At 66.3% G+C, this 25624-nt stretch carries 21 protein-coding genes and 2 pseudogenes; 10 read left to right on the top strand and 13 right to left on the bottom strand.

The features are described from left to right. Position 1 precedes the first annotated feature (1 nt). The gene (locus tag ACFIMZ_RS23630) at positions 2-463 is read right to left on the bottom strand and encodes a (2Fe-2S)-binding protein (protein ID WP_431824723.1); all 462 of its coding nucleotides are present in this window, start codon (positions 461-463) and stop codon (positions 2-4) included. Positions 464-666: 203 nt separating this feature from the next. On the opposite strand from ACFIMZ_RS23630, the gene ACFIMZ_RS23635 reads away from it, so the two are divergent. Further along, positions 667-1590 (top strand): AraC family transcriptional regulator N-terminal domain-containing protein, encoded by a 924-nt coding sequence (locus tag ACFIMZ_RS23635; protein WP_431824724.1) that lies wholly within the window; start codon positions 667-669, stop codon positions 1588-1590. 43 nt (positions 1591-1633) lie between these two features. Here ACFIMZ_RS23635 and ACFIMZ_RS23640 read toward each other — a convergent pair whose 3' ends face one another. Further along, entirely contained in the window at positions 1634-1834 is a 201-nt protein-coding gene (locus tag ACFIMZ_RS23640; protein WP_431824725.1) for a hypothetical protein, read from the bottom strand. A gap of 98 nt (positions 1835-1932) precedes the next feature. Between ACFIMZ_RS23640 and ACFIMZ_RS23645 the strand changes: the two are divergent. Then, positions 1933-2124 (top strand): annotated as a pseudogene (locus ACFIMZ_RS23645) (transposase); the annotation flags it as partial. Between the two features lie 133 nt (positions 2125-2257). Here ACFIMZ_RS23645 and ACFIMZ_RS23650 read toward each other — a convergent pair. Continuing rightward, a pseudogene (locus ACFIMZ_RS23650) lies at positions 2258-3055 on the bottom strand (alpha/beta fold hydrolase); the annotation flags it as partial. Between the two features lie 65 nt (positions 3056-3120). Then, the gene (locus ACFIMZ_RS23655) at positions 3121-5007 is read right to left on the bottom strand and encodes an SAM-dependent methyltransferase (RefSeq protein ID WP_431824726.1); all 1887 of its coding nucleotides are present in this window, start codon (positions 5005-5007) and stop codon (positions 3121-3123) included. Positions 5008-5332: 325 nt separating this feature from the next. Between ACFIMZ_RS23655 and ACFIMZ_RS23660 the strand changes: the two genes are divergently transcribed. Further along, positions 5333-5854 (top strand): hypothetical protein, encoded by a 522-nt coding sequence (locus ACFIMZ_RS23660; protein ID WP_431824727.1) that lies wholly within the window; start codon positions 5333-5335, stop codon positions 5852-5854. Positions 5855-5914: 60 nt separating this feature from the next. Here ACFIMZ_RS23660 and acs read toward each other — a convergent pair whose 3' ends face one another. The 4 genes from acs to ACFIMZ_RS23680 form a co-directional block, all read right to left on the bottom strand. Continuing rightward, entirely contained in the window at positions 5915-7975 is a 2061-nt protein-coding gene (gene acs / locus ACFIMZ_RS23665) for an acetate--CoA ligase (RefSeq protein WP_431824728.1), read from the bottom strand. A 206-nt stretch (positions 7976-8181) separates the two neighbouring features. Next, complete coding sequence (locus tag ACFIMZ_RS23670; protein ID WP_431824729.1) at positions 8182-8760, bottom strand: acetate uptake transporter; 579 nt, start codon at positions 8758-8760, stop codon at positions 8182-8184. 218 nt (positions 8761-8978) lie between these two features. Next, on the bottom strand, positions 8979-11696 hold the full coding sequence (locus ACFIMZ_RS23675; protein WP_431824730.1) for an efflux transporter outer membrane subunit: 2718 nt from the start codon (positions 11694-11696) through the stop codon (positions 8979-8981). Between the two features lie 18 nt (positions 11697-11714). Beyond that, positions 11715-14861 (bottom strand): efflux RND transporter permease subunit, encoded by a 3147-nt coding sequence (locus ACFIMZ_RS23680; protein WP_431824731.1) that lies wholly within the window; start codon positions 14859-14861, stop codon positions 11715-11717. Between the two features lie 103 nt (positions 14862-14964). On the opposite strand from ACFIMZ_RS23680, the gene ACFIMZ_RS23685 reads away from it, so the two are divergent. Further along, complete coding sequence (locus ACFIMZ_RS23685) at positions 14965-15615, top strand: TetR/AcrR family transcriptional regulator (RefSeq protein WP_431824732.1); 651 nt, start codon at positions 14965-14967, stop codon at positions 15613-15615. 29 nt (positions 15616-15644) lie between these two features. Here the strand turns inward: ACFIMZ_RS23685 and ACFIMZ_RS23690 are convergent, their stop codons facing one another. Further along, positions 15645-16133 (bottom strand): hypothetical protein, encoded by a 489-nt coding sequence (locus ACFIMZ_RS23690; protein WP_431824733.1) that lies wholly within the window; start codon positions 16131-16133, stop codon positions 15645-15647. A gap of 254 nt (positions 16134-16387) precedes the next feature. Between ACFIMZ_RS23690 and ACFIMZ_RS23695 the strand changes: the two genes are divergently transcribed. Both ACFIMZ_RS23695 and ACFIMZ_RS23700 read left to right on the top strand, forming a co-directional pair. Continuing rightward, complete coding sequence (locus ACFIMZ_RS23695) at positions 16388-17272, top strand: patatin-like phospholipase family protein (protein ID WP_431824734.1); 885 nt, start codon at positions 16388-16390, stop codon at positions 17270-17272. Between the two features lie 255 nt (positions 17273-17527). After that, positions 17528-18220: a LuxR C-terminal-related transcriptional regulator gene (locus ACFIMZ_RS23700; RefSeq protein WP_431824735.1), complete on the top strand. Its 693-nt coding sequence runs from the start codon at positions 17528-17530 to the stop codon at positions 18218-18220. Positions 18221-18286: 66 nt separating this feature from the next. On the opposite strand, the gene ACFIMZ_RS23705 is transcribed toward ACFIMZ_RS23700, so the two are convergent. The 4 genes from ACFIMZ_RS23705 to ACFIMZ_RS23720 form a co-directional block, all read right to left on the bottom strand. Continuing rightward, complete coding sequence (locus ACFIMZ_RS23705; RefSeq protein ID WP_431824736.1) at positions 18287-19840, bottom strand: methyl-accepting chemotaxis protein; 1554 nt, start codon at positions 19838-19840, stop codon at positions 18287-18289. A 372-nt stretch (positions 19841-20212) separates the two neighbouring features. After that, positions 20213-20362: a hypothetical protein gene (locus tag ACFIMZ_RS23710; RefSeq protein WP_010089444.1), complete on the bottom strand. Its 150-nt coding sequence runs from the start codon at positions 20360-20362 to the stop codon at positions 20213-20215. A 92-nt stretch (positions 20363-20454) separates the two neighbouring features. Then, complete coding sequence (locus tag ACFIMZ_RS23715) at positions 20455-21057, bottom strand: nucleotidyltransferase family protein (RefSeq protein WP_431824737.1); 603 nt, start codon at positions 21055-21057, stop codon at positions 20455-20457. Positions 21058-21196: 139 nt separating this feature from the next. Continuing rightward, the gene (locus ACFIMZ_RS23720; RefSeq protein ID WP_431824738.1) at positions 21197-21877 is read right to left on the bottom strand and encodes a M15 family metallopeptidase; all 681 of its coding nucleotides are present in this window, start codon (positions 21875-21877) and stop codon (positions 21197-21199) included. 315 nt (positions 21878-22192) lie between these two features. Here ACFIMZ_RS23720 and ACFIMZ_RS23725 point away from each other — a divergent pair, with 315 nt between their 5' ends. The 4 genes from ACFIMZ_RS23725 (at position 22193) to ACFIMZ_RS23740 (ending at position 25607) form a co-directional block, all read left to right on the top strand. Continuing rightward, positions 22193-22615, top strand: coding sequence for an ACT domain-containing protein (locus ACFIMZ_RS23725; protein WP_431824739.1), 423 nt, complete (start codon positions 22193-22195; stop codon positions 22613-22615). Between the two features lie 59 nt (positions 22616-22674). Further along, positions 22675-23319 carry a TetR/AcrR family transcriptional regulator gene (locus ACFIMZ_RS23730; protein WP_431824740.1) on the top strand — a complete coding sequence of 215 codons (645 nt, stop codon included), beginning with the start codon at positions 22675-22677 and terminating at the stop codon, positions 23317-23319. 98 nt (positions 23320-23417) lie between these two features. Next, positions 23418-24188 (top strand): MBL fold metallo-hydrolase, encoded by a 771-nt coding sequence (locus ACFIMZ_RS23735; RefSeq protein ID WP_431824741.1) that lies wholly within the window; start codon positions 23418-23420, stop codon positions 24186-24188. 159 nt (positions 24189-24347) lie between these two features. Beyond that, positions 24348-25607 carry an IS256 family transposase gene (locus ACFIMZ_RS23740; RefSeq protein WP_431822130.1) on the top strand — a complete coding sequence of 420 codons (1260 nt, stop codon included), beginning with the start codon at positions 24348-24350 and terminating at the stop codon, positions 25605-25607. The last annotated feature ends 17 nt before the right edge of the window (positions 25608-25624 follow it).

Here is a 25624-nt window from a genome sequence, read left to right on the forward strand (position 1 = left end):
ATCATGCCCCCAGGGTTGCGGCGGCGTCGTGGATCGCGGCGCGGATGCGGGCATAGGTCGCGCAGCGGCAGATGTTGCCGTTCATCGCGGCATCGATGTCGGCGTCGGTCGGCTTCGGGTTCTGTTCGAGGAGGGCGGTTGCGGACATGATCTGGCCGGACTGACAATAGCCGCATTGCGGCACCTGCAGCTTGACCCACGCGGCCTGCACGGCCCGGGCGGGCTTGCTCTGGAGTCCTTCGATCGTCGTGACGCGCTTGCCTGCGATGCCGGCGAGCGGCAGCACGCACGAGCGCACGGCCTGGCCTTCGAGATGGATCGTGCACGCGCCGCACTGCGCCATTCCGCAGCCGAACTTGGTGCCCGTGAGGCCGGCGTGTTCGCGGATCGCCCAGAGGACGGGCGTCGTCGGATCGACATCGAGCGTGACATTCTTGCCGTTGAGGACAAACGATGTGGACATGGGGTGTATCTCCGTGGGGAAAACCCGGTGCGGAGCCGGGATAGCGGGATAGCGAGATAGGCGGCAGTGTGCGCGACGGCGCGGTTTTTTCGGCTACCTGATTCTGCAAATTTCTTGAACAATCCTGCAAATCCCCTTCGCGACCGCGCGGGCTTCGCTAAGCTCCCGCGACACGGGGCAATGGACGAATCGAGGGAATCCTGATGGACATGACCGATATTGCCGCGTCGCGCGAATCCGGGCGGCGCGAACTGGCGGCGCTGATCAGCCGCTTTGCGCCGGTCGACGGCTCGCATGCGACGGCGATCCCGGCGCTGGCGTTTCACAAGCATACCTATCCGGTCGACCTCGGCTGCGGCGTGTCGCGCGCCGCCTTCGTGCTCGCCGCGCAGGGCGCGAAGCGGGTGGTGGTCGCCGATCAGGCCTACGAATACGACACGCAGCATTGCCTGATCACGTCGATCGACTTGCCGTTCCTGTCGCGGGTGACGAAGGCGTCGCCGGACGCGCCGTACCTGTGCCTGTCGTTCGCGCTCGATCCGCAGCGGATCGTCGAGCTGGCGGCGGAGATGCGGCTGCCCGACGCGGAGCCCGGCCCGGAAGGCGAGGGGATCGCGCTGGCCGAGCTGACGCCGCCGTTGCTCGACGTCGCGTTGCGGCTGGTGCGGCTGCTCGATGCGCCGGCCGACATCCCGGTGATGGCGCCGCTGATCGAGAAGGAGCTGATCTACCGGCTGATGACGAGCGAGCAGGGCGCGCGGCTGCGCCACATGGCGATGGCCGGGAGCCAGACGCACCGGATCGTGCGGGCGATCGAGTGGCTCCGCGATCATTTCGCGGAGCCGATGCGGGTGGAGGCGCTCGCGCAGGTCGTCAACATGAGCGTGTCGTCGCTGCATCATCATTTCAAGAACGTGACGACGCTGAGCCCGCTGCAGTATCAGAAGCAGCTTCGGCTGCACGAGGCGCGCAGGCTGCTGCTGCGGCAGGGCGGGGACGTCGGGTCGGTGGCCGCGAGCGTCGGGTATGAGAGCGCTTCGCAGTTCAGCCGCGAATACAGCCGGCTGTTCGGCGCGCCGCCGATGCGGGATGTCGTGCAGTTGAGGCGGAAGGAGTGGTTGGGGTGAGAGCGGGCAGTCGACGCGTCGCGGATGGTCGCCAGACCCTCGCTCAGAATCCCGGCGCCGGTCGCCAGCGGACGACGTGCGGAAACGGCGCGTTCGCATGAAACGCGAGAAACAGCTCGATGACCTGATCGGCCATGAACCATTCGTCCGATTGCATCGGTACCTCGCCCGCGCCGAACGCCAGGAGGGTGCCGTCGGGAACGGCGGCATTGGGTTTGTCTTGGGATGCCCGCGAGCGTTTCATCGTACGGCTCCTTTCATACTGAAAAAGTCCGCCGAAAACTCGCTTACATCATGGCACTGTTTACTGGGGGCCGCTCATTTTCGGAGAAGAAGACGAACATGAAGAAGCGCTTTACGGAAGAGCAAATCATCGGTTTTCTGAAGGAAGCCGAGGCCGGTGTACCGGTCAAGGCGCTGTGCAGAAAGCACGGCTTCAGTGACGCGTCGTTCTACACGTGGCGCGCGAAGTTCGGCGGCATGGAGGTGTCGGAAGCGCGTCGGCTAAAGGACCTGGAGGCCGAGAACGCGAGGCAGTCGCGGCGATTCGGGAGACGGTCGACATCTCCGAGCGTCCGGCTCGACGGGCGGTCCGGTCAATCCCGTCCGCCACTGCCTGATAGAACGCCGGCGGCAGATCATGGCCCATACCGTCGATCAGCATGAACTCCGCCCCCGGGATGGACGAGGTCGTGTCCCTGCCGCAATCGGGAAGGAACAGCGGATCGTCCGCGCCATGGATGACCAGCGTCGGCACCTTGATGGCGGCAAGCTTCGGCCGGCGGTCTCCGGCCACGGCGATTGCCGCGAGTTGCCGGTCGAAGCCGCCTGGATTGTAGGCGCGCCTGACCTCTTCCAGAATGAGCGCACGATGGGCCACTTCATCGAACGCAGCGCCGGTCCCGGCAATGCTGCGCGCAAACGCGAGGCTGTGCGCCACAAAGCCCGATTGGTCGTCGAAGGGGTTCGGCGTCCGCTTCATCATCAGTGCCATGACGCCCGCATCTGCGGGGGGAAGCTCCGGATTGCCGGAACTGGACATGATGAATGTCAGAGACAGGACGCGATCGGGATGCTCGCTTGCCGCGACCTGCGCAATCATCCCGCCCATTGATCGGCCAACCCAATGCGCCTTCTCGATCGAAAGGGCATCAAGCAGACCGATGGCGTCGCTTGCCATGTCCTGGAGCGTATAGGGGACCACCGGCCGCTGGCCATTCGCCACCATGGCGGCCAGCGCGCCGAAATCCGGCGTGGGGTGATCGGCGAAATGCGTGGAGCAGCCTGCGTCGCGATTGTCGAAGCGGATGACGCGATAGCCTCTCTCCACCAATGCCTCGCAAAATGGAGCGGTCCAGCGGAGCATCTGCGTTCCAAGACCCGAGATCAGCAGGATCGTCTCATTGGTCTCGTTGCCGAAACTCTCGTAAGTCAGGTCGATATCGTTGGATTTCAGTGTTGCCATGGTTGCTTTTCTGTCGGTGTCGTGTTTCCTGAGATTCAGGGGGCTGTTCCAACCGCGGCGGTTGTTCAGACAATGGCGTGCATCAATCTCGTTGAGCCCCCCATCCGAAAGCCATCCTGGCGTCCCGTCAGGTAAATATCATTCAGGTTTTCCGGGCTGACGTTGTTTGCTTCGCCAAATCCAAGCGAGCGAATTTTGTCTGGCAGCGCTGCTGGATCAAAATGAGATTTCCACGGCTCTCCGCTTTCTGCGACTTTCGCGCGTATCAGTTCCATACCGAGTTGCTCCATCGGCGCGAGCAATGTCGGCGTTACAACATAATCGAAGACTACGGCGCTTCCAGCCGCGCACGACGCGATGAACCGCAAGGTCTCCAGGATCGCTTCTTCCTCGAGATACACCGAGACGCCTAGCCATGAGAAAAACGCGGGCGCGTCTTTCCTGAATCCGGCTTCGGATAGCGCTCGTGTCAAGGTATCGTGTTCAAAGTCCATCGGCACATACGTCAGGGATGCCGGAATTTCAATGTCGGCGGCACTCAAGCATTCCCGCTTCCATTGCTGGGTCGCAGGAAGATCGACCTCGAAGATGCGTCGGGCCTGATGGTCCTCGCGATAGGCATAAGTGTCCAGCCCCGCGCCCAGAATGACATATTGGCTGACGTCATTTCGCGCAGCCTTGCGCCACTCGTCTTCGGTATATCGGCTGCGCACCACGACGGACATCCTGAGTGCTTTGGATAACGGATCATCGTAGTGGTCCGGGGTGCTGCGGACGGCGGCTTCATTCGCGCTGCCCAGTATTTTCAGGGCAAGCCGGTCTTCCAGAATCAGCGGGTCGTCAAGGAGCTGATGTGCCGCCCTCAAGGTCGCGACGCGTTGCGCGCTTGGCTTGGGGCCGGCGTTGATCGATGTTTGTTTGGGCCCGTTCAAAAACAGGATCGCCTTTTGAATAAACAAAATCAACGGCATATCCAGGCCAATGCCGACCGACAGATCAGGTTCGCTTCGGAGCGCGAGATGAATCCTGCTTTCAAGCGCGACATCATCGCCGCAGTACGAGTCACGAAAAAGATCCTGCCATCGGCGGGCCAATGCCTGAACAGCCGGATCGGCGACCTCCGCACCTGCGTCCATCTGTGCTCGCACCTCCGCGAACAAGAGTGGCCAATCGTCTACGTGGGCAATCATGCGTCGCCGAACTTCTTCGAATTCAACGGGGGACAGGTGCTTGGCAAAGAGTTTTGCCCTGGCGTAGACATTCGATAGCGAAATCCAATGATGCATTTCTGGCGTGAAGCCAGTTATCTCCCAGACTCTTGGTTCCCGTTCCTGCATGGTCTTCAATTTGGATACCAGCTGAGCGTTATCTCCTGTCGCATCCTTCATGTGCTGAATCCAGCGCCACGCCAGTGCCTGCGCTTCCTGATCTTCCGGAAGCAACCCCCTGTCAATTGCGCGCCTCGTCTCGGCAATCAATTCGACTCTGCATGCGTCCAGGTGTGCGCCCAATTGCTGTTGCTGTGCCCGCAAATGATCAAGGTCTTCACTGGTGAGGTGTTTGTCGTACATGGTCATCATTTCCAATAGGTTTAACCAGTCTGCCATCCCGGCCTCACTGCCGCTGGCGAGCTTGCCGGCCAGATGCTGAAGACTGTCTCGCAGCGCCTGTGCGCGCCGAGCCTGTTCGTCGAGCACGCTGATTTGCCGATTGATGATTTCAAGCGGTGCAATTCCGGAATCGTCCAGATATGCCTTGATGTCCGGCAACGAGCAGCCAAAATGCTTGAGCGCCTGAATTCGGTGAAGGCGAATCACATCGTCATGGCTGTATTGCCGAGAACCGCCGTCCGCGCGGGCGGAAGGGGACAGCAACCCGATTGCGTCATAGTGGTGCAGCGCCCGAACGGTCAGCCCCGCCCGTTTTGCGAGCGCTCCGATTTTCAACGACATCGCCATTCCTCCGATTGAACGCACAATAAATCATGACGTAACGTCAGGTTCAAGCGAAAAAGCACGGATTTCTTCGAGGAACGTCATGGGGGGCCGCAGGTCCGGTTATCGAAAGGCTCGCCGCCCTGACAGGGATCCGCACCGCCCGACGGAACCTGTCATCAAAATGCCGCTCAAGACTCCCCGCCGCATGCCGATAAATCACGTGTCGATCCAGGTTCATCGCGAATCGACGGCTGCGGGCCGCACCGCCTGGCCTGCCGCTCGACGACGCCACCGGATCGACCCGACACGCACGACATAAGAAAACGCATCCGGGGGTAACGTGGCAGAGTGCAGCAACTGCGGCAAGACATTCTTCATCGGCGGCCAGACGATCGACCGTCACCGCTATTGCGGCGCGCAGTGCGCGCAAGCGCACTCGGTGCTCGTCATCGCCGAGCGCCTGCCTGCGGTCACGGTGCATCAATACGTCGACGACTGCCGGCACGGCCCGTGCCCGATCTGCAAGCGCGAGGATGGCCCCGTCGACGTCCACGCGGCCCATCGCGTGGTGTCGCTGGTGTTCGTCACGCAATGGGCGACGCGCCGTCATGTCTGCTGCCGGCGCTGCGGCCGCAAGAAGCAGGCGCTGGCGATTCTCATGTCCGCCGTATGCGGATGGTGGGGGCTGCCGTGGGGCGTTGTGTTTACGCCGATCCAGATCGTGCGCAACGTCCTCGGTTTCGCGCGACGCGAGCCCGCCACATCGACGGAGCAATTCGAGCAGGCGGTGCGGCGCAAGCTGGCCGCGCATCACCTGCGGCGCGCGCAGCATGCCGTCGAGCCGACGCCGGAGATGGCATGACGGCATCCCGTCGTGCTCGCACGACGAGATGCCGATCGATCGAAGTCCTCTCGATTTCCTTTACTTCACGAGCGTCCTCAGGCTGTCGACGATCTCCGGGTTGGCGAGCGTCGATACGTCGCCGGGGTCCTGATGGTTCGACAGCGCCGCGAGCACGCGCCGCATGATCTTGCCCGAGCGGGTTTTCGGCATGTCCGGAACGATCAGCACCCGGTGCGGCTTCGCGATCGGTCCGATTCGCCCGACCACCGATTCCGACACCTGCCTGGCGACCTGTTCCGACGCTTCCACGCCGGGCTTCAGCGACACATAGAGTTCGGGCACCTTGCCCTTGATCTCGTCGGCGACCGGCACGACCGCCGCCTCGACGACGTCGGGAACCAGCAGCGCCGCCGACTCGATCTCCTTGGTGCCGAGCCGGTGGCCCGCGACGTTGATCACGTCGTCGATGCGGCCGAGGATCCGGAAATAGCCGTCCGCGGCATCGACGGCGCCGTCGCCCGCCATGTACGGCCAGTCGCGCCAGTCCTTGCTCTTCGGGTCCCGGCAGTAGCGGCTGTAATACGTCGACACGAAGCGCTCGGGCGCTTTCCAGATGGTCTGGAACGCGCCCGGCCACGGGTTGCGGATGCAGATGTTGCCGGCCTTGCCGGACCCCTGCGGCAGCTCGTTGCCGTCGTCGTCGTAGATCACCGGATGAATGCCGGGAATCCCCGGGCCGGCGCTGCCCGGCTTCATCTTGTGCAGCGCCGGCACGGTGCTGCACAGGAAGCCGCCCGTTTCCGTCTGCCACCACGTATCGACGATCACGGCCTCGCCCTTGCCGACCGTCCGGTGATACCACTTCCACACTTCGGGCTCGATCGGCTCGCCGACGGTCGTCATGTGCTTGAAGCGATAGTGGTACTTCGCGGGCTCGTCCGGCCCGGCGCGCCGCAGTGCGCGGATCGCCGTCGGCGACGTGTGGAAGATGTTGACGCCGAGCTGCTCGGCAATGCGCCACGGCCGGCCGGGATCGGGGTAGACCGGCACGCCTTCGTAGATGACCGTCGAGGCCGCGAGCGCGAGCGGGCCATAGACGATGTACGAATGGCCGGTGATCCAGCCGATGTCGGCCATGCACCAGTACACGTCCTCGGGATGGATGTCCTGGATGTATTTCGAGGTCCACGCCACATACGACAGGAAGCCGCCGGTGGAGTGCTGGCAGCCCTTCGGGCGTCCGGTGGTGCCGCTCGAGTACATGAGGAACAGCGGCGCTTCCGCCGGCATCTCGACCGGGGCGACCGTCCTGCCGCGGAACGGCTTGAGGGCATCGTTGACGATCACGTCGCGGCCTTCGACGAGCGGCGTCGGGCTCGAGTACTTGCCCGGATAGCGCTGCCAGACCAGCACCTTCTCGGCCTTGTGGCCTTTCTCGGCCGCTTCGGCGAACGCGATGTCCGCCTTTTCCTTGTGGTCGAGCAGCTTGCCGCCGCGGTAATAGGCATCCATCGTGATCAGCAGGCGGCTTTCCGAATCCAGGATGCGGTCGGCGCACGCCGCGCCGCTGAAGCCGCTGAACACCTGCGAGTGAATCACCCCGAGCCGCGCGCAGGCGAGCATCGTGATCGGCAGTTCGGTCACCATCGGCATGTGCAGGGTCACGCGATCGCCGGCCTTCAGGCCGAAGACGTCACGCAACAGCGCGGCGAATTCGTTGACGCGGACATGGAGCTCCTGGTACGTGACGTGCTGGACCGCCTCGGATTCGAGTTCGGGCACGAAATGGATCGCGGTCTTGTTGCGGTACTTCGGCAGATGGCGATCCACGCAGTTGTGGCACGCGTTGAGCTTGCCGCCGACGAACCAGCGCCAGAACGGCGGATGGCTCGCGTCGAAGGTCGTCTCCCAATACTTGTACCAGTCGAGCAGGTCCGCGAACTCCTTGAAGCACTCGGGAAACCTGTCGAGGGAGAAGCGCTCGAACACGCCCGGGTCGGTCAGGTTGGCCTGGCCGATGAACGAGGCGGGCGGCAGGAAGTAATCCTCCTCGGGCCAGTGGACGGCGATTTGCGCCTCGGAAACGTCGGCCGCGTGCGATTCGGCGGCTGCGCGGTGCGACGACTTGTCTCGTGACATGACAGAACCTCCTTGCTCCCAGGTGCCCGGAGCACGAAGTGAACGTGCTGTCGGCGGCGGCGCGTCATGGGTCCGTCTTTCACGGGTCGAGGCACCAGGTGCGATGGTGTGCGTATGCGATATGACGAATTCCGGTTCGGGACCGATGCGATGGCCGGCGGCGCCGGCCGGCGCGTCCGATGCGCGCCCGCCGGCCTGCCGGTGGGTCACGCCGCTCGCGGATGGCCTTGCGACCAGTCGTGCGTCGGGAGCACGGTATGGCCGAAGGCTTCGTTGATGATCATGGCCGCCGATGCGTAGAACGCCAGCAGCGCGGTCGCGAGGCCCGTGTAGCCGCCGATCTGCGTGGCCAGGCTCGACCCGGTCCAGGCGCCGATCGCCAGCATCAGGAACGTGATCCACAAAGACAGGAACACCAGTTGCACGGACGTGCTCGTGTGCAGCGAGCCGATCCACATGTAGAACGTGAAGACGCCCCACGCCATCAGGTACCAGCCGACGAACGACTCCGGCACCTTCGTGCCCAGGAAGGCGACGAACAGCGCGAAGGACCACCAGAAGGCGCCATAACTGAGGAACGCCACCGTGCCCAGCGTGTTGCCGCGCGGGAATTCGAGCACGCCCGCGATCATTTGGGCGGTGCCGCCGAAAGCGAACGCGACCGCCAGCACGAGGCCCAGCGCGTCCGCGCTGTACCAGCCGGCGTTCACCATGCTGAGCATCCAGGTCGTGAGTGCAAACCCGGCCAGGCCGAGCGGCGCCGGGTTGGAAAGCTTACTGTTCATAAACCGCCTCCGTGGTGGTTTGCCCTCGAAGCAGATCCGGAGACGATACGAATTCCTCGGTCGCCGCCGAACGCGACCGTGCGGTGCTCGCTATCGATGGCTGCTGGCTCGGAAAATGTGCTTGACCCCTTTCGTGGCGCAGCCTCATGCCAGCCTGCGCGGTTCAACTTAAGTTTAGGCTGCATGGCGCAAAGCGGAGCCGGTTGGCATCGAATTCGCTAGGGGGCGACGGCGTTGCCGCCGTCTTCCCGCACGTCGCGCACGTCGGCGCGGTTCCACCATCCGCCGCCCAGCGCCTGAAAGAGCGCGACGACATCCGAGTAGCGCGTGATCCGCGCCTGGATCTCGCCAATGCGCGCCTGCTGGTAGGTCCGTTGCGCATCGAGCAGCGCAAGATGGCTGATCTGGCCGATGCGGAACTGGCGTTGCGACGCGGCGAGGCTGTCCGCGGCGGCGCGTTCGGCGGCCGCCTGGGCATCGACCGCGTTCGCGTCCGATTGCAGCGCCCGCAGCGCATCCGCGACGTTCTGGAATGCGGTGACGACCGTGACGCGATACTGCGCCGCCGCTGCATCGTAAGCGGCGCTCGCCGCGCGCCGGCGATGCAGCAGCGTGCCGCCTTCGAAGAGCGGTTGCAGCAGCCCGGCGCCGACATTCCAGACGGCCGTTCCCGGTCCGAACAGCGTCTGCGCGGTCTGGCTGCCGTAGGCCGCGCTGAGCGTCAGCTGCGGCAGCAGGTTGGCGGTGGCGACGCCGATTTCGGCGCTCGCGGCATGCAGCAGCGCCTCCGACGCGCGGATGTCGGGGCGCTGCGCGACGAGCTGCGACGGCAGGCTGACGGGCAGCGTAACGGGCAACTGCAACGATTCGAGCTCGAACGTTTCCGTCGGCGCGTCATTCGGGAAGCGGCCGAGATAGGCGGCGAGCTGGTTGCGCGTTTGCGCGAGCTGTTTCTGCAGCGGCGGCAGCGTGGCGCGCGCCTGGGCCAGCGCGGCGGCCTGCGCCAGCACCGCGGTATTGGCCGCGGCGCCGATCGCGAATTCGCGCGTCAGCCCGGCGAGCTGCTGCGTCTCGATGTCGACGATCTCCTGCGTCGCGGCGATCTGCGCGCGCAGCGACGCGTCCTGCAGCGCGGCCAGCACGACGTTCGAGATCAGCGTCAGGTAGCTGGCCTCGAGTTCGAAGCGCTGGAATTCGGCCTGCGCGGTCAGCGCTTCGACCTGCCTGCGCGTGCCGCCCCAGACGTCGAGCAGATAGGTGACGTTCACCGACGCGCTCTTGAGCGTGAAGGGCGGGATCGTGGCGCCGCTGCCGACCGACGCGGCCGAAGTCTTCTCGCGCGTCACCGACGCGCCGGCGCCGAGCGTCGGAAAGAGGGCGCCTTCGCCCGCGAGCCGCGTTTCGTTCGCCTCGCGCAGCGCCGCCTGCGCGGCTTGCAGGCTCGGGTTGGCCGCCAGCGCGCGCGCGATGATCGCGTCGAGGGCGGGCGAGCGGAACAGCGTCCACCAGTCGCCGGGCAGGTCGAGCCCCTGCACGAAGTGCTGCGCTTCGCCGCCGTGGATATCGGACGCGATGGTCTGCGCCGGCAGCGGCTCGCGCGCATAGCCGCCGGCCAGGGGCGACGCGGGCCGCACGAAGTCGGGCCCGACCGCGCAGCCGGCGAGCAATACCGCCGCGAGCGCGACGCAGGCGGGGCCGTGGCCGGGTCCGGCGCCGCCGGGTTCGAAGCCGACCAAGCGCGGGCGGGCGCGACGGGCGGTCATGGCGCGCGGCTCCCGGGGGCGCGGCGGGGAGACGGCTGGTGGCGTGCCGGCCGGCATCGGCCGCACCAGCGTGCCCGGGCCGAGCTTCAGCAGATTGCCGACGACGACCGTTTCCCCGTCGGCCACGCCCTGGCGTACCGCGACGAGCGGCGGGTAGTCTGCGCCGGGCGTGACGTAGCGCTGTTCGACATGGTTGCCGGGGCCGACGACATACACGTACTGGCCGAACTGGTTCGAGCCGACGGCGACCTGCGGCACCAGCAGGGTGGCGGGCTGGTCGGCGACGTGCAGGCGCACGTGGATGAACTGCCCCGGCAGCAGCGTATGGCCGGGGTTGTCGATCGTCGCGCGCGCGGTGATCGTGCCGGTGCCGCGCACGATGCTGTTGTCGAGCAGGGTCAGCCTGCCGTGGTATTGCGGCGCGCTCGCCTGGCCGACGGCGACCTCCGCCGGAATCGCGCCCTGCGACTGGCGCGCCTGGATCGTGGGCAGGTCGGTGTCCGGCGGATTGAAGGTCGCGTAGATCGGGTCGAGCTGCACGAGGGTGTTCAACTGCGTGCCCGCCGTGCTGATCAGCGCGCCCTCGTGGACGAGGCTCAGGCCGAGACGGCCGGCGAACGGCGCGCGGATTTCGGTGAACAGCAAATTGAGCCGCGCCGCTTCGATCTGCGCGCGGTCGGCCGCGACGGCCGCGCGGTCCTGGCGCTCGCTGCTTGCCGATTGCTGCAGCGTGTCGGTCGATACGTCGCCGCTCTGGTTCAGGACCGCATTGCGGTGATGGCTCGCACTCGCGTAGTCGAGCGCGGCCGCGTCCTTTGCCGCCTGCGCGGTCGCCGCGTCGAGCGTCGCCTGATAGGTGCGCGGGTCGATCCGGTACAGCAGCGCGTTGGCGGTCACGTCGGCGCCGTCCGGCGCGGCCTGCTTCAGCAGATAGCCGGTGACTTGCGCCTGGAGCGTGACGGCGCGAATCGCATCGGTGGAGCCGACGTACTCGAGATAGACCGGCACCGTTCGCGTGACGACCTGCGTCACGGGCACGTCGATCGCGACGGCGGGCCGGGCCGGCGGCGGGTCGACGGCGGCGCGCTGCGCGCCGCGCGGGACGAGCAGCGCCACGCCCAGTGCGACGGCAATCGCGGCGGCGGCAACCAGCGCGAATCGGTGGGCTTTCATCATCGTCTCGCGCGTCGGTCATGCCGCGGGCGGCGGGCCGTGCTGCCCGTGCGCGCGTGCGAGCTTCCCGCGCATCGTTTCGCGCAGCCGCTCGATCACCGCGTAGAAGATCGGCACGAAGCCGAGCGACAGCAGCGTCGCCGCGAGCATGCCGCCGACCACCGTGGTGCCGATCGATTGGCGGCTCGCGGCGCCGGCGCCCGTGGCGACCATCAGCGGGACCGCGCCGAAGATGAACGCGAACGCCGTCATCAGGATCGGACGCAGCCGCAGGCGCGCCGCCTCGGTCACCGCGTCGACGATGTCGAGGCCGGCCTCGCGGCGCCGCTTCGCGAACTCGACGATCAGGATCGCGTTCTTCGCCGCGAGCCCGATCAGCAGCACGAAGCCGATCTGCGCGTAGATGTCGACCTGCATGCGGCGCAGCCACAGCAGCCCCAGCGCGCCGAACAGCGCGAGCGGCACCGTGAGGATGATCGTGAACGGCAGCGACCAGCTTTCGTATTGCGCCGCGAGGAACAGGAACACGAACACGATCGCGAGCGCGAACACGATGCCGGCGACCGAGCCGGCCTGCAGCTCCTGGTAGGTGATGCCGGTCCAGTCGTAGCCGAAATCCGCGGGCAGCACGCGGGCGGCGCGCTGCATCGCGGCGATCGCCTGGCCCGAGCTGTAGCCGGGCGCCGCGCTGCCGGTGATCTCGGCCGCGCCGTACACGTCGTAGCGCGGGACCGTCTCGGGGCCGACCATCGGCCGAAGCTGCCCGAGGGTCGCGAGCGGCACCATGCCGCCCGCGGCATTGCGCACGTAGAGGCGCGACAGGTCGTCCTTGCTGCCGCGCGCGCGGCTGTCCGCCTGCACGACGACCTGGAAATTGCGGCCGAACAGCGTGACGTTGTTGACGAACAGCGAGCCGAGATAGATCTGCATCGTGCGGAACACGTCGTCGATGTTCAGGCCCAGCAGCTTCGCCTTGTCGCGATCGAGCCGGAAATCGAACTGCGGCGTCGACGTGTTGAAGCTGGTGAGCAGCGTGCGCGCGTCGAGCTCCGGCTGCCGGTGCGCCTCCGCGAGAAACGCGTGCGTCGCCTCGTCGAGCGCGACGCTGCCGCGGCCCGTCAGGTCCTCGATCTCGAAATCGAAACCGCCGAAGGTGCCGAGCCCGGAAATGGCCGGCGGGTTCAGCGCGAGCGACAGGGCTTCGGGAATCCGCGCGAGCCTGGGCTGCACCTCGGCGATGAGGCGGGCGACGCTCTGTTGCTCGCCGCGCTCGTCCCACGGCTTCAGGATCACGAACTGGGCGGCGCTGTTCGGCGCGGTCGCGCGCGTCACGAAATTGAGGCCGCTGATCGACAGCACGTTGGCGACGCCCGGCGTCGCGCGCAGCAGCGCGCGGGTCTGCTCGATCACGGCTTCGGTGCGTTGCAGCGACGCGCCGTTCGGCAACTGCGTGATCACGTAGAAATAGCCCGGGTCCTCGACCGGCAGGAACGCGTGCGGAATCGTCGAATTCAGCAGCCAGGTGACGGCAAGGCCGCCCGCGAACAGCGCCAGCGCGAGCCAGCGCGCGCCGATCAGCCGGCGCACCGAACCGGCGTAGCGCTGCCGCGCCCAGTCGAAGCCGCGATTGAACGCGCGGAACAGCACGAACCGCCGCGCGTGCCCGTGGCGCAGCAGCACCGCGCACAGCGCCGGGCTGAGCGTCAGCGAATTGAAGGCCGACAGCATCACCGAGATCGCGATCGTCAGCGCGAACTGGTTGTAGAGGCGGCCCGTGATGCCCGGCAGGAACGCGATCGGCACGAACACCGCGCCGAGCACCGCCGAGGTCGCGACGATCGGCCCCGTCACTTCGCGCATCGCCTGCTTGGCGGCCGCCATCGGCGCCAGCCCGCTCTGGAGCTGGCGCTCGACGTTCTCGACCACGACGATCGCGTCGTCTACGACGAGGCCGGTCGCGAGCACCATGCCGAGCAGGCTGACCGTGTTCAGCGAGAAGCGCAGCACCAGCATGATCGCGAGGGTGCCGACGAGCGCCACCGGAATCGCGATCATCGGAATCACCGTCGTGCGCCAGCTCTGCAGGAACAGGTACACGACGCCGAGCACGAGCAGCAGCGCGAAGCCGAGCGTCTTCGCCACTTCGGTCATCGACGCGGAGACGAACATCGTGGTGTCGTAGGTGATGCCCCACGCCATGCCCTTCGGAAACCGCCGCGCGAGCGACTGCATCGTCGCCTTCACGCGCCGGTCGAGATCCAGCGCATTCGCGGTCGGCAGCTGGAACACGGCGATCAGCACCGCCGGGTTTTCGTTGACGGACGCGCTCGACGTGTATTGCTGCGCGCCGAGGTCGGTGCGCGCGACGTCGCGCAGGTGCACGGCGGCGTCGTTCGCGGTGCCGGCGCGCAGCACGATGCCGCCGAATTGCCGCGCGTCGGCGAGCTGGCCCTGCGTGTTGACCTGATACTGGAACGGCGTGCCGGGCGGCGACGGCGCTTCGCCGAACTTGCCGGCCGCGACCTGCACGTTCTGGTCGAGGATCGCGTTCTGGATGTCGGTGGCGGTCATGCCGAGCGCGGCGAGCTTGTCCGGGTCGAGCCAGATGCGCATCGAATAGCGGCGCTCGCCGAAGATCGTGACGTCGCTGACGCCGGGCAGGCGCTTGAGCGCATCGACGACCTGCAGATACGCGAAGTTGCTGAGCGTGACCGGATCGATCGAACGATCGGGCGAATAGAGGTTCACGGCCAGGACGAAATTCGGGTTCTGCTTCTGGATCGTGATGCCCGTCTGCGTGACGATGCCGGGCAGCTGCGCGGTCGCCTGCGACACGCGGTTCTGCACGTCGACCGCGCCGATGTTGATGTCGTAGCCGACGTCGAACGTGACCGTGATCGTCGAGCTGCCGTCGTTCGCGCTGACCGACGAGATGTAGCTCATGCCCTCGACGCCGTTGATCTGCGCTTCCAGCGGCGTGGTCACGGTGTCCGCGACGACCTGCGCGCTGGCGCCCGTGTAGGTCGACTTGACGAGCACCTGGGGCGGCGTGATCTGAGGAAAGCGCTCGACCGGGAGATTGAACCAGGCAACGAGACCCGCGAGCACCATGACGATGGCGATCGATGACGCGAAGACCGGACGCTCAATGAAGAAGTCGACCATTGACCGCGCCCCCGTGGGTCGGGTAGGTTTGCCGTGCGTGGAACAGGAAACGCAACGGTATAGTTTCCGCCGCGCATCCCGAATGTCAACAGGATTGATCGGAATGCGAACAGTCCAGGTTCCCAGGACGAAATCCGGCGGTCGCCCGACGCAGCAGGAATCGGCGGACCGCCTGCAACGCCTGCTCGACGTCGCCCGACGGCAATTCCTGAGCGCGGGCTATCGCGAGACGAGCATGGAAAGCCTCGCGCGCGAGGCGGGCGTCGCCAAGAAAACCCTCTATGGCCGATTCGGCAGCAAGGCCGGCCTGTTCGCCGCGATCTGCGACACGCTGCGGCGCAAGTGGGTCGAGGAACTGCGCGGCCTCGTGCTCGAATCGGATCGTCCCGAAACGGTGCTCGAGACGGTCGCGCTGCACCTCCTCGAAGTCGGCACGCGGGCCGACATGATCGAGCTGTACCGCCTGCTGCTGCTCGACGCGCATCGCGTTCCCGGGCTGATCCGCGGGTACTACGACCAGCAGGGCGGCCTGACCGGGATGGAGCCGCTCGCCGATTACCTGCGCGCGGCGGTCGACGCAGGCGAACTGGCGCTCGACGACGTGCCCGTTGCGACCGAGCAGTTCGTCTATCTGGTGCTCGGCGGCATCCGGACCCGAATGCTGCTCGGGGCCGCCCGACGCCCCAATGCGGCGGCGCGCGCCCGTCTCGCGCGGCAAGCGGTGCACATTTTCCTGGCCGGGTGCGCCAGGTAGCCGTGCCGGCAGCGAAGCGCGCGCGTCGCTCAGGCGGGCCGCCCGAACCCCGACTCGACCCAGCGCTCGGCGCTCGCCTTGTTGAGCTTGAACGCGGCCGACACCTTCGCTTCGCCGAGCAGCTCGCCGAAGCGGTCGAGCGCCTTGAGTTCCGCATAGGGCTCGAACTCGTCCGGCACGATATCGAGCGTCACCGACACTTCGTCCTCGCCGGCCCAGACCGTCACTTCCTTGTGCAGCATCGCGCGGCGCTGCTGCTCGTGTCGCATCAGCACCTCGGTCGCGGTCTTGACCAGCGTCCGGAACGCGTTCGCGTCCATCGGCTTCGGGTTCTTCTTGTCCCGCCCCATCGTCCAGGGCCCGACCAGCGCCGGCTCGGCTTCCCCGTCCTTGACCATCTCGACGGCCCAGCCGTCGTCGTCTTCGTTCTTGATGATGCGGGCCGTCCAGCCGCTGTCGCGCCAGAGGGTGTCTTCGTGGATCGTGTTGTCGTCGGCGTGGAGGTCGGAATCGGTCATGAATCGGTCGGAGAAATCAGGCGAGGGCGCATGCGGCACATGAACGGCGCGGCGCCCGGAGTGGCATTCGCAGGCCGCAATTTTACCCGCAGCGCCGCCCGCCGCATCGCGCCGGCCTTCACGTTGGCCGAACGGCCGGCCGCGCGCCCCGCCCGGCAGGGTTTTCAGCACCCCCCGATTCCGCCGGCCCGGTCCATCATCATGCATGAGAGAGCCGGCGCGCCGCGCCGCACCCACCCGCCCGGAGTCCGATCGTGCCGCCCGATCCCATCCCGTCAACCGCGTTCGTCTTCGCCGGCGGCGGCAGCCTCGGCGCGGTCGAAGTCGGCATGCTCCGCGAGCTGATCGCGAGCGGCGAGCGGCCCGATTGCGTGATCGGCGCGTCGGCGGGCGCGATCAACGCCGCGTATTTCGCGGGCCGTCCGGACGCGGAAGGCGTCGCGATGCTCGCCGCGCTCTGGTGCAGGATCCGGCGGCAGGACATCATGCCGCTGTCGATGCGCAGCCTGCTCGCGATGATCCTGCGCAGCCGGCCCCATCTCGTCGAAGCCGACGCGTTTCGCCTGCTGCTGGAAAAGCACCTGCCGTACCGCCGGATCGAGCAGGCCGCGCTGCCGCTGCACATCGTCGCGACCGACATGCTGAACGGCGCCGAAGTCGTGCTGTCCGCCGGACCGGTCGTGGACGCCGTGCAGGCCAGCGCGGCGATTCCCGGCGTGTTTCCGCCGGTGCGGATCGGCGGGGTGGCGCTCGTCGACGGCGGCGTCGCGAACAACACGCCGATCTCGGTGGCGGTCGCGCTCGGCGTCAAGCGCATCGTCGTCCTGCCGGCCGGGTTCGCGTGCGCGCTGCACGCCCCGCCGCGCAGCGCGATCGCCCACGCGACGCATGCGCTGACGCTCGTGATCGCCCGGCAGCTGGTGCGCGATCTGGAGCAGTACGCGACCCGCGCGCAGATCCACGTCGTGCCGCCGCTGTGTCCGCTCGACGTGTCGTCCTACGATTACACGCGGTGTGCGCAGCTGATCGACCAGGCCGCGCACCGGACGCGCGAATGGATCGACCATGGCGGGCTGTCGGACAGCGTGATCCCGGGCGCGCTGCGCGAACACGACCACGCGCCCGCGCCGGTGCATTGACGGACGACGCATCGAGCCGCCATGCGACCTCGCAAGCCGCGCGATCTCGTGCCGCGGTGTCACGCGCCCAGTCAAATATAAAACTCGTACCACCGCTCGGCGGTGCATTTAAGTTCCTGTCCGATATCTCCCGAGCCGCCGGATTCATAGAATGGCGATCGGGCTATAAATAGCCTGATCGGGATGGCCGAACCGGACCGGCGGAGGCGGCGCCGATGCAACTGGCCGAATCCGCCGGAACCGAGGGAAACGCGTATGGGGAAATTCAGTGTCCGTATCGTCTTCGCCTATGACTGGCCGCTGACGCTGGCCGGCATGGAACACATTGCGGGCAGCGCCAGCGCGATCGATCTGGTCGGCGTCTACGAGCGCACCGGGGACATGGTCGCATCGATCGGCGACATCGATTGCGACATTGCGCTCATCGATTATGCGATGCGCGGCGACGGGCAGATGGAGATGCTGAAGCTGCTCGACTTCCTGCGGGGCGCGCGCCCGGGCGTCGGCGTTGTCGTGCTGGTCACGCACGAGAGCCCGGTGATCATTCGCTCGATCCTCGCGCGGGGCGCGCAGAGCGTCGTCAGCAAGCTCGACGACGTCGGCCACATCGTGGCCGCGATCCATTCGAGCTACGGCGGCGGCAGCTACCTGTCGCCGGCGGTCAAGCACACGCTCGCTTCGGCCGACGGCGACGGCCAGGGTGCGCCGAAGCTGTCGCCGCGCGAGATCGAGGTGATCCGTCTCTACCTGTCGGGCGCGTCGATCAAGGCGATCGCCGAGCGCCTGAACAAGGGCAAGCAGACGGTCAGCGCGCAGAAGGTCAGCGCGATGAAGAAGCTCGGCGCGAAGAACGACATCGAGCTGATCCGGCGCGCGGCGATGCTCGGCCTGCGCCACGACGCGAGCGCAAATGCGAACGCGAACGCAAGCGGTGCGGCATCGGCGTGACCGCCGGACCGGGGCGGGGCGGCGCAGCGTGCGCCCGCCCGTCCGGAGGGGGCGACGTGAACCGCGTCAGGCCGGCAACGCGAAGCGCGTGACCGCGTCCCGCAGCGCTTCGGCCTGATCGCGCAGCGAATGCGCGGCGGCCGCCGCCTGTTCGACGAGCGCCGCGTTCTGCTGCGTCACCTGGTCCATCTCGCCGACCGCGCGATTGACCTGTTCGATCCCGGCGCTCTGTTCGCGCGACGCGTGGCTGATCTCGTCGAGGATCTCGTTCACGCGCCGCACCGATTGCACGATCTCGCCCATCGTCTCGCCCGCCTGCGTGACGAGCGCCGCGCCGTGGTCGACGGTTTCGTTCGACGACACGATCAGCGACTTGATCTCCTTCGCCGCGGTGGCCGAGCGTTGCGCGAGCGAGCGCACTTCGGCCGCGACGACCGCGAAGCCGCGGCCCTGTTCACCCGCGCGCGCGGCTTCGACGGCCGCGTTCAGCGCGAGGATGTTGGTCTGGAATGCAATGCCGTCGATCACGCCGATGATGTCGCCGATCTTGTGCGAGCGGTCGGTGATCTCGGCCATCGTGCGCACGACGTTGTCGACGACCTCGCTGCCGCGCGTCGCGACCTGCGCGGCCTGGTCGGCGAGCGTGGCGGCCTGCGCGGCGCTGTCCGCGTTCTGCTTTACGTTCGCGGTCATCTGGTCCATGCTCGACGCGGTCTGCACGAGCGCGGCCGCCTGTTCCTCGGTGCGCTGCGACAGGTCGGTGTTGCCGGCGGCGATTTCGCCCGCGCCGACGTTGATGTTCTCGGTGCCCATGCGCACGCGCGACACCATGTCGATCAGCCCGCCCTGCATCGTGTGCAGCGCGAGCAGCAGGCTGCCGCGATCGTTCGGCCGCAGGTCGACGCGCGCGGTCAGGTCGCCCTGCGCGATGCGCTGCGCGGCCTCCAGCGCGTCCTCGAGCGCGCCGCCGAGATTCGCGCGCACGCTCTTCAGCACGAGCACCATCACGAACGTGGCGATCGAGCCGAGCACGGTGGTCATCACGAGCCAGCGGCCGACGCTCGCGAGCACCGCCGTGCGCACGTCGTTCATGTACATGCCGGTCACGAGATACCAGTCCCACGGCGCGAAGTGCTGCACGACGCTCGTCTTGTCCTGCGGCTTGTCCGCGCCCGGCTTGGGCCACTTGTATTCCACGAAGCCCTTGCCGCCGCTCTGGTCCGCGGCCTTCACGATGTCGACGAACAGGTGCCTGCCGTTCGGATCGGTGAAGCCGGACATGTCCTTGCCGTTGATTTCAGGCTTGATCGGATGCATCACGATCACCGCCTTCGAGTCGTTGATCGAGACGTAGCCGTCGGCGCCGTAGCGCATCGCGGCGATCGCTTCCAGCGCCTTCTGCTTGGCATCGGCTTCCGGCATCGCGTTCTGCTGCGACAGCTTGTAGAAGTGATCGGCGACGCTCGCGGCCTGTGAAACCAGCGTCGAGAGCTGGTCGCGGCGGTCTTCGATCATCGACGCGCGCGTCTGCCACGCGCCGAGCCCTGCGATCACAAGCAGGCCGAGCCAAAGGATGGCGATCATCGAAGCGAGTTTCTGATTCAGGGAAAGGTTGCGCATGGTCGGTTCGGTCGGTCGATCGGGGAAACGCGCCGCTCGCGGCGTGACGGGATAACTTCTTGTCGGCGCAGATGGCCGGAGACCGTAGGCGGGAAATCCCTAGGAGACGAGGTCGATCAAGGTTTGCGCAACACGACGCGCGCGTGGTGCCGGTCGCGCTGCGCAAGGTTCGCGGTCGAACGGATCGTCGGTGGGGAGGATCGGGTGAGGCAGCAGGGCTATGTGACGGGCCGGTGTCACGGAGCGAAGCGGCGAAGCGAAGTGACGAGCCAATGCGTGAGGCCCGGCGATGCGGACCACCCGCGCGCCGCCCCGCACCAAGCCGGTGCGTCCGGCGACGCGTGCGTGAACTGGTCGCGCGTGGGTCGACACCTAGACCGGATCCTTGCTCGGCGGCCCCTCCGGCTGCTGCGGATTGTCCGGATGATGTCCGGGCGACGGCGGCACGAGCGGATCGCCTTCCGGATCGCGGGTCGGGTCTGCCGGGGGCTCGGGCAGCGGAGTCGTGTGATCGTCGGTCATGGAGCGCTCGCGAGTCGTGACGGCCGCCGCGCGGTGCGCCGGCGCCTCGTCTCCTTTATAGGCAATCGGGCACGCGTTTGCATCCGGATTCGTCAGCGGTCGCCGCGTCCGTGCGAGAGGTCCGCGGGCGTGTCGATGTCGCGCAGGATGGCCGGATCGTCGACGTCGAGCAGCGTGACCCGCTCGCGCGCGAACAGCGCGCGGGCGCCGGCGTCGCCGTCGAGCGCGGCGAGCGCGTCGTAATGGTGCGACGCGAACCCGACCGGATGGCCGCGCAGGCCGCGGTGGACGGGCGCGGCGATCGACGTATCGCCGGCGTCGAGCGTGCGGGTGACGATCTCATAGGTGGCTGGCGCGATCCACGGCATGTCGCCGAGCGCGACGAGCCAGCCGCTCGCATCGGCGCTCGCGCGCACGCCGGCGGCGAGGCTCGCGCCCATGCCGCGCACCGCGTCGGGCGCGAACACGACCCGGCAGCCGGCTTCGTTCAGCAGATAGGCGAGTTTTTCGGCGCCGGGGCGCACGACCGCGACCACGTCGGCGGTGGCCGTCGCGAGCCGGCGGGCGGCCGCGACCGCGACCGGCGTGCCGTCGGGCAGCAGCGCGAGCAGCTTGCTGTGCAGGCCGCTGGGATCGAAACGCTGGCCGAGGCCGGCGGACAGGAGAACGCCGGTGGCGAGCGACGCGTAGGACATCGGCGTAGCGGGAACGAGAAGCAGGTGCCGGGATTGTGCGGGAGCGGGCGGCGATGGGCAAGTGCGGATTCGCCCGTGTGCGCACAGCCTGCAGCGGGACAGTGCACCGGTTTCGTGCAGGCGGGGCGGGAGGTTCGCGTCAAGCGGTCCATTCCTGGACGACGTGCTCGTCGACGGGACCATAGATGGCGTTCGGCTGGCGTTGCATGACGGCCCAGTATTTGTCGCCGAACGACCAGTGCCACCATTCGGACGGATAGTTGACGAAGCCCGCGGTCGCCATCGCCGCCGACAGGAGGTGCCGATTGCGTAGCGCGTCGCGGCTGATGAACTGGCTGCCGGTGTAGCAGGCGCCCGACGATTCCTCGTCCGTCGCGTCGAGCACGCAGCCCATGTCCGCTTCGATTCCGTCAGCCGAGATCAACGTCAGGTCGACCGCCGCGCCCGTCGGATGCGCGGCGACGTCGGGCGGCGCGACGTAGCGGCTCGCCAGTTCGAACAGCATTTCCGCCGGGGTGTCGGACGGCAGCGTGCGGCGCAAATCGGCGAGATGCTTTTCGAAGTACGCGCGTTGCAGCGCGAGCGGCCGGTAGCCTTCCTTCACCAGCAGGCGCAAGTTGTCCGGAAGGGTGCTCGCGGCGACGACGAGCCGGTCGGCCACGCCGCGGCGGACCTTCAGGAAATGTTCGCTGTCGTCCGGCACGATGCTGCGGGTGAGATCGACCGCCACGCGATGATGGAAGGTCGCGAGGTCGACGAACCGTTCATGCGATTCGATCAGGGTGACCGCGCGAACGACGGGATCGGAAAGTGAGATCACGATGGCTGGAGGAAACGTGAAATGGAAAATCGTCGGTCGCGATCTGACAACGCGCACCGGCGCGACGCGTCGAGCCAAACGGAAAGCCACTGCCGGTACGCGGCATCGATTCGGCAATATGCCAGAGTTTCCAAGTGACGGTTGGGCGGCTTGGTGACGCTCCGGCCTTCCCATGTAACGGGCGCGTCGAACCCGGATGCCCGGCACGACGTCATTCGCGACGGCAGGTCCGATCGACGCGCCGGTCGCCTTGCCCGCGTGCCCTCGGTGAAGTAAATTTTTTTTATCGACGTGCATCAGGCAGGAGGGACTGCCATGGAACTGAGCGTAGAACGTGTCGATGTCTGGGCCGCCACCATCGAAGACAAACCGGGCGGCCTCGCGAACGTATTGGGCGCGCTGCGGGATGCCGGCGCGGACTTGCAGTTCATCGTCGCGCGCCGCACCTCGGAGGCGGTGGGCAAGGGCGTCGTGTTTGTCGCGCCGCTGGTGGGGGACGCGGTGATCCGCGCGGCCTCGCAGGTGGGGTTCAACGTTACCCCGAGCCTTCACTCCGTCCGTGTGATGGGTCTGGATCAAATGGGGATCATCGCGCAATTGACCCAGCTGCTCGCTGACGGGGGAATCAATCTCCGCGGCGTGTCGGCTGCCGTGCTGGGCACCCAGTTCATCGCATACATCGCGGTCGACTCGCTGGGCGACGCCGAAAAGGCGATCGACATCCTGCAGCGGGCCTGACGGGTACTCGCGGGAGGGGCCGGGGTCGCAGGCATCATGATTCGACCATATCGGCCCGGTTGACGTTTCGTACCGACCGTTTCATAATTGCCGCCACGGCTAATCCGGCCAAGTGGAGGGCGATGATGGCGCGGCCGCGGGAATTCGACGCCGCAGAGGTTTTGCACAAGGCGATGGAAGTCTTCTGGCGCAAGGGATACGAAGGCACGTCCGTTGTCGACCTGGTTGACGCGACGGGGCTGGGCAAGAGCAGCCTTTACGGTGCATTCGGCGGAAAGCGCGAGCTCTTTCTCGCGGCATTCGATGCGTACCGGAGCGATCGCGCGCACGACATGCACCAGATCCTCGACCACGGGCCGGCGCGCGACGCGATCGAGACATTTTTTCGCATGATCGTCAGGGATGCTCACGCGCCGAAGTTCGCGAACGGCTGCATGAGCATCAATCAGGCGGTTGAAATGGCGCCACACGACCCGGAGGTACGGGAGCGGGTGCAGGGCGACTTTCAATATATCGAGGACGCCCTGACGCGCGCGATCGAACGCGGGCAGGAAGACGGTTCGGTAAACGGCGCCCGGCCTGCGCGAGACGTTGCGAGGCTCCTGGTTGTCGCGTTCCCGGGGCTTCAGGTGATGGTTCGAGCCGGTTACGGCAACGATCGGCTCGATGACGCATTGCGACTGCTTTTCCTGAATCTCGATTGAAGAAGTTTGAAGACGTGCATGCAATTCGTGTGCACTTTTTTTACTCGATTCTGTAACGATCGGTACTTAATAATCCCCCGTGTAGAAGGAGTGTTCCCATGAAGGTCCAGCAAATCCGCAATGCAACCGTCATCGTCGAAATCGCCGGCACGAGGTTTCTCGTCGATCCCGTGCTCGCGCCGAAGGGCGCCTATCCCGGATTCGAAGGCACGGCGAACAGCCATCTGAAATGGCCGACCGTCGAGCTGCCGGTGCCGGTCGAGCAGATCCTCGATGTGAACGCCGTCATCGTGACCCACACCCATCTCGATCACTGGGACGATGCGGCCCGATCCCTGATCCCGAAAAGCCTGCCGGTCTTCGTCCAGCATGAACAGGATGCCGCGATCGTGAAGGCGGCGGGATTCACGGATGTGCGCGTGCTCACGGACAACACGTCATTCAACGGGCTGACGCTCGTCAGGACGCCCGGTCAGCACGGGTCGGACAAAGTCATGCACGCCATTGGCGACCTGATGGGCCAGGTGAGCGGCGTCGTGTTCAAGCACGCCGCGGAAAGGACGCTGTACCTTGCCGGCGATACGGTTTGGAACAGATTCGTGGAGGAGAGCCTGAAAACCCATCGGCCGGATGCCGTCATCCTGAATTGCGGCGATGCGCAGGTTCCTGGCCTGGGACCGATCATCATGGGCAAGGAGGATGTTCACAAGGTCTATCAGGCCGCGCCACAAGCCACGCTGGTTGCAAGCCATATGGAGGCGGTCAACCATGCAATGCTGACCAGGAACGAACTGCGTGAATTCTCGGCGGAGAAAGGGATGACGGATCGGCTGCTCGTTCCTGAGGATGGCGAAGTGTGCGTCCTCTAAAAGGGTGTCCGGTTTCCGTTCCAGGCTTTGCGCGCTGAAGGGAGCCGGGGCGTTGGCGCGCATGATTTGTCAGGGCGGGCGACCGGCAAGCCGGATGCGCGTCGAGCCTATCCGATCTTTTGTGTGTGAGGCATAAACTGATGGCCAAGGAGCCACTTTATGCCACGCAAACGCAAGGAAGAAGTGACGATAGAACCGGGCAAGGGCTTGAACCTTGACCCGGAACTGATCAAGCAACTGGTGCCCGGGACGCTGGACCGGGCGACGATCAACGAGCAGCTTGCCGCGCTCAAGAAGGCGATCTTCGAACGCGCACTGGGCGGTGAGTTGACCCACCACTTGGGCTACGAGAAGGGCGAAGTCAAGCCGGCTGGCAGCACGAATCACCGCAACGGCACGAGCCGCAAGCGCGTTGCAACTGACGACGACCTGCTCGACGTCGAGATTCCGCGCGACCGCGAAGGCACCTTCGATCCGGTATTGATTGCCAGGGGCGAGCGGCGCTTCACCGGGTTCGACGACAAGATCATCGCGATGTACGCGCGCGGCATGAGCGTGCGGGAGATTCAGGGCTTCCTGCTGGAGATGTACGGCATCGAGGTATCGCCGGACTTCATCAGCACGGTGACCGACGCGGTGATCGACGAAGTGCGTGAATGGCAGCAGCGCCCGCTCGAGCCGATGTATCCGGTCGTGTTTTTCGACGCCTTGCGCGTGAAGATCCGCGACGAAGGCGTGGTCCGCAACAAGGCGATCTACCTGGCGCTAGGCGTGCGCCGCGATGGCACACGCGACGTACTCGGTCTCTGGATCGAGCAGACCGAAGGCGCCAAGTTCTGGCTGCGGGTCGTCAACGACCTGAAACTGCGCGGCGTGCAGGACATTCTGATTGCCGTGGTCGACGGCCTGAAGGGCTTCCCGGAAGCGATCAATTCCGTGTTCCCTGAAACGACGGTTCAGACCTGCATCGTGCATTTGATCCGGAACTCGCTGGACTTCGTGAGCTGGAAAGATCGCAAGGCGGCCGCCGCCGCGCTCAAGGAGGTCTACCGGGCGCCGACGGCCGAGGCAGCCGCCGTGGCGCTGGATGCCTTCGACGCCGGCCCGTGGGGCACGAAATACCCGCCGATCGCCGCGCTCTGGCGCCGGGCCTGGGAACAGGTCATCCCCTTTTACGCGTTCGCGCCGGACATCCGGAAGATTATCTATACGACCAACGCGATCGAGTCATTGCACATGCAGCTTCGGAAGATCATCAAGGCACGCGGTCACTTCCCGTCAGACGAGGCCGCGCTTAAGCTGATCTGGCTGGCGCTGCGCAACGTCGTTGCCAAGTGGACTGGCTCCCGGCACGATTGGAAAAGCGCGATGACGCAGTTTGCGTTGCTTTACCCGGAACGGTTCAGCATCGGAATCTGAGTCTTAACCCGCCTCAC

The organism is Burkholderia sp. F1, from assembly GCF_050813845.1.
Taxonomy (GTDB): Bacteria; Pseudomonadota; Gammaproteobacteria; order Burkholderiales; family Burkholderiaceae; genus Burkholderia; species Burkholderia ubonensis.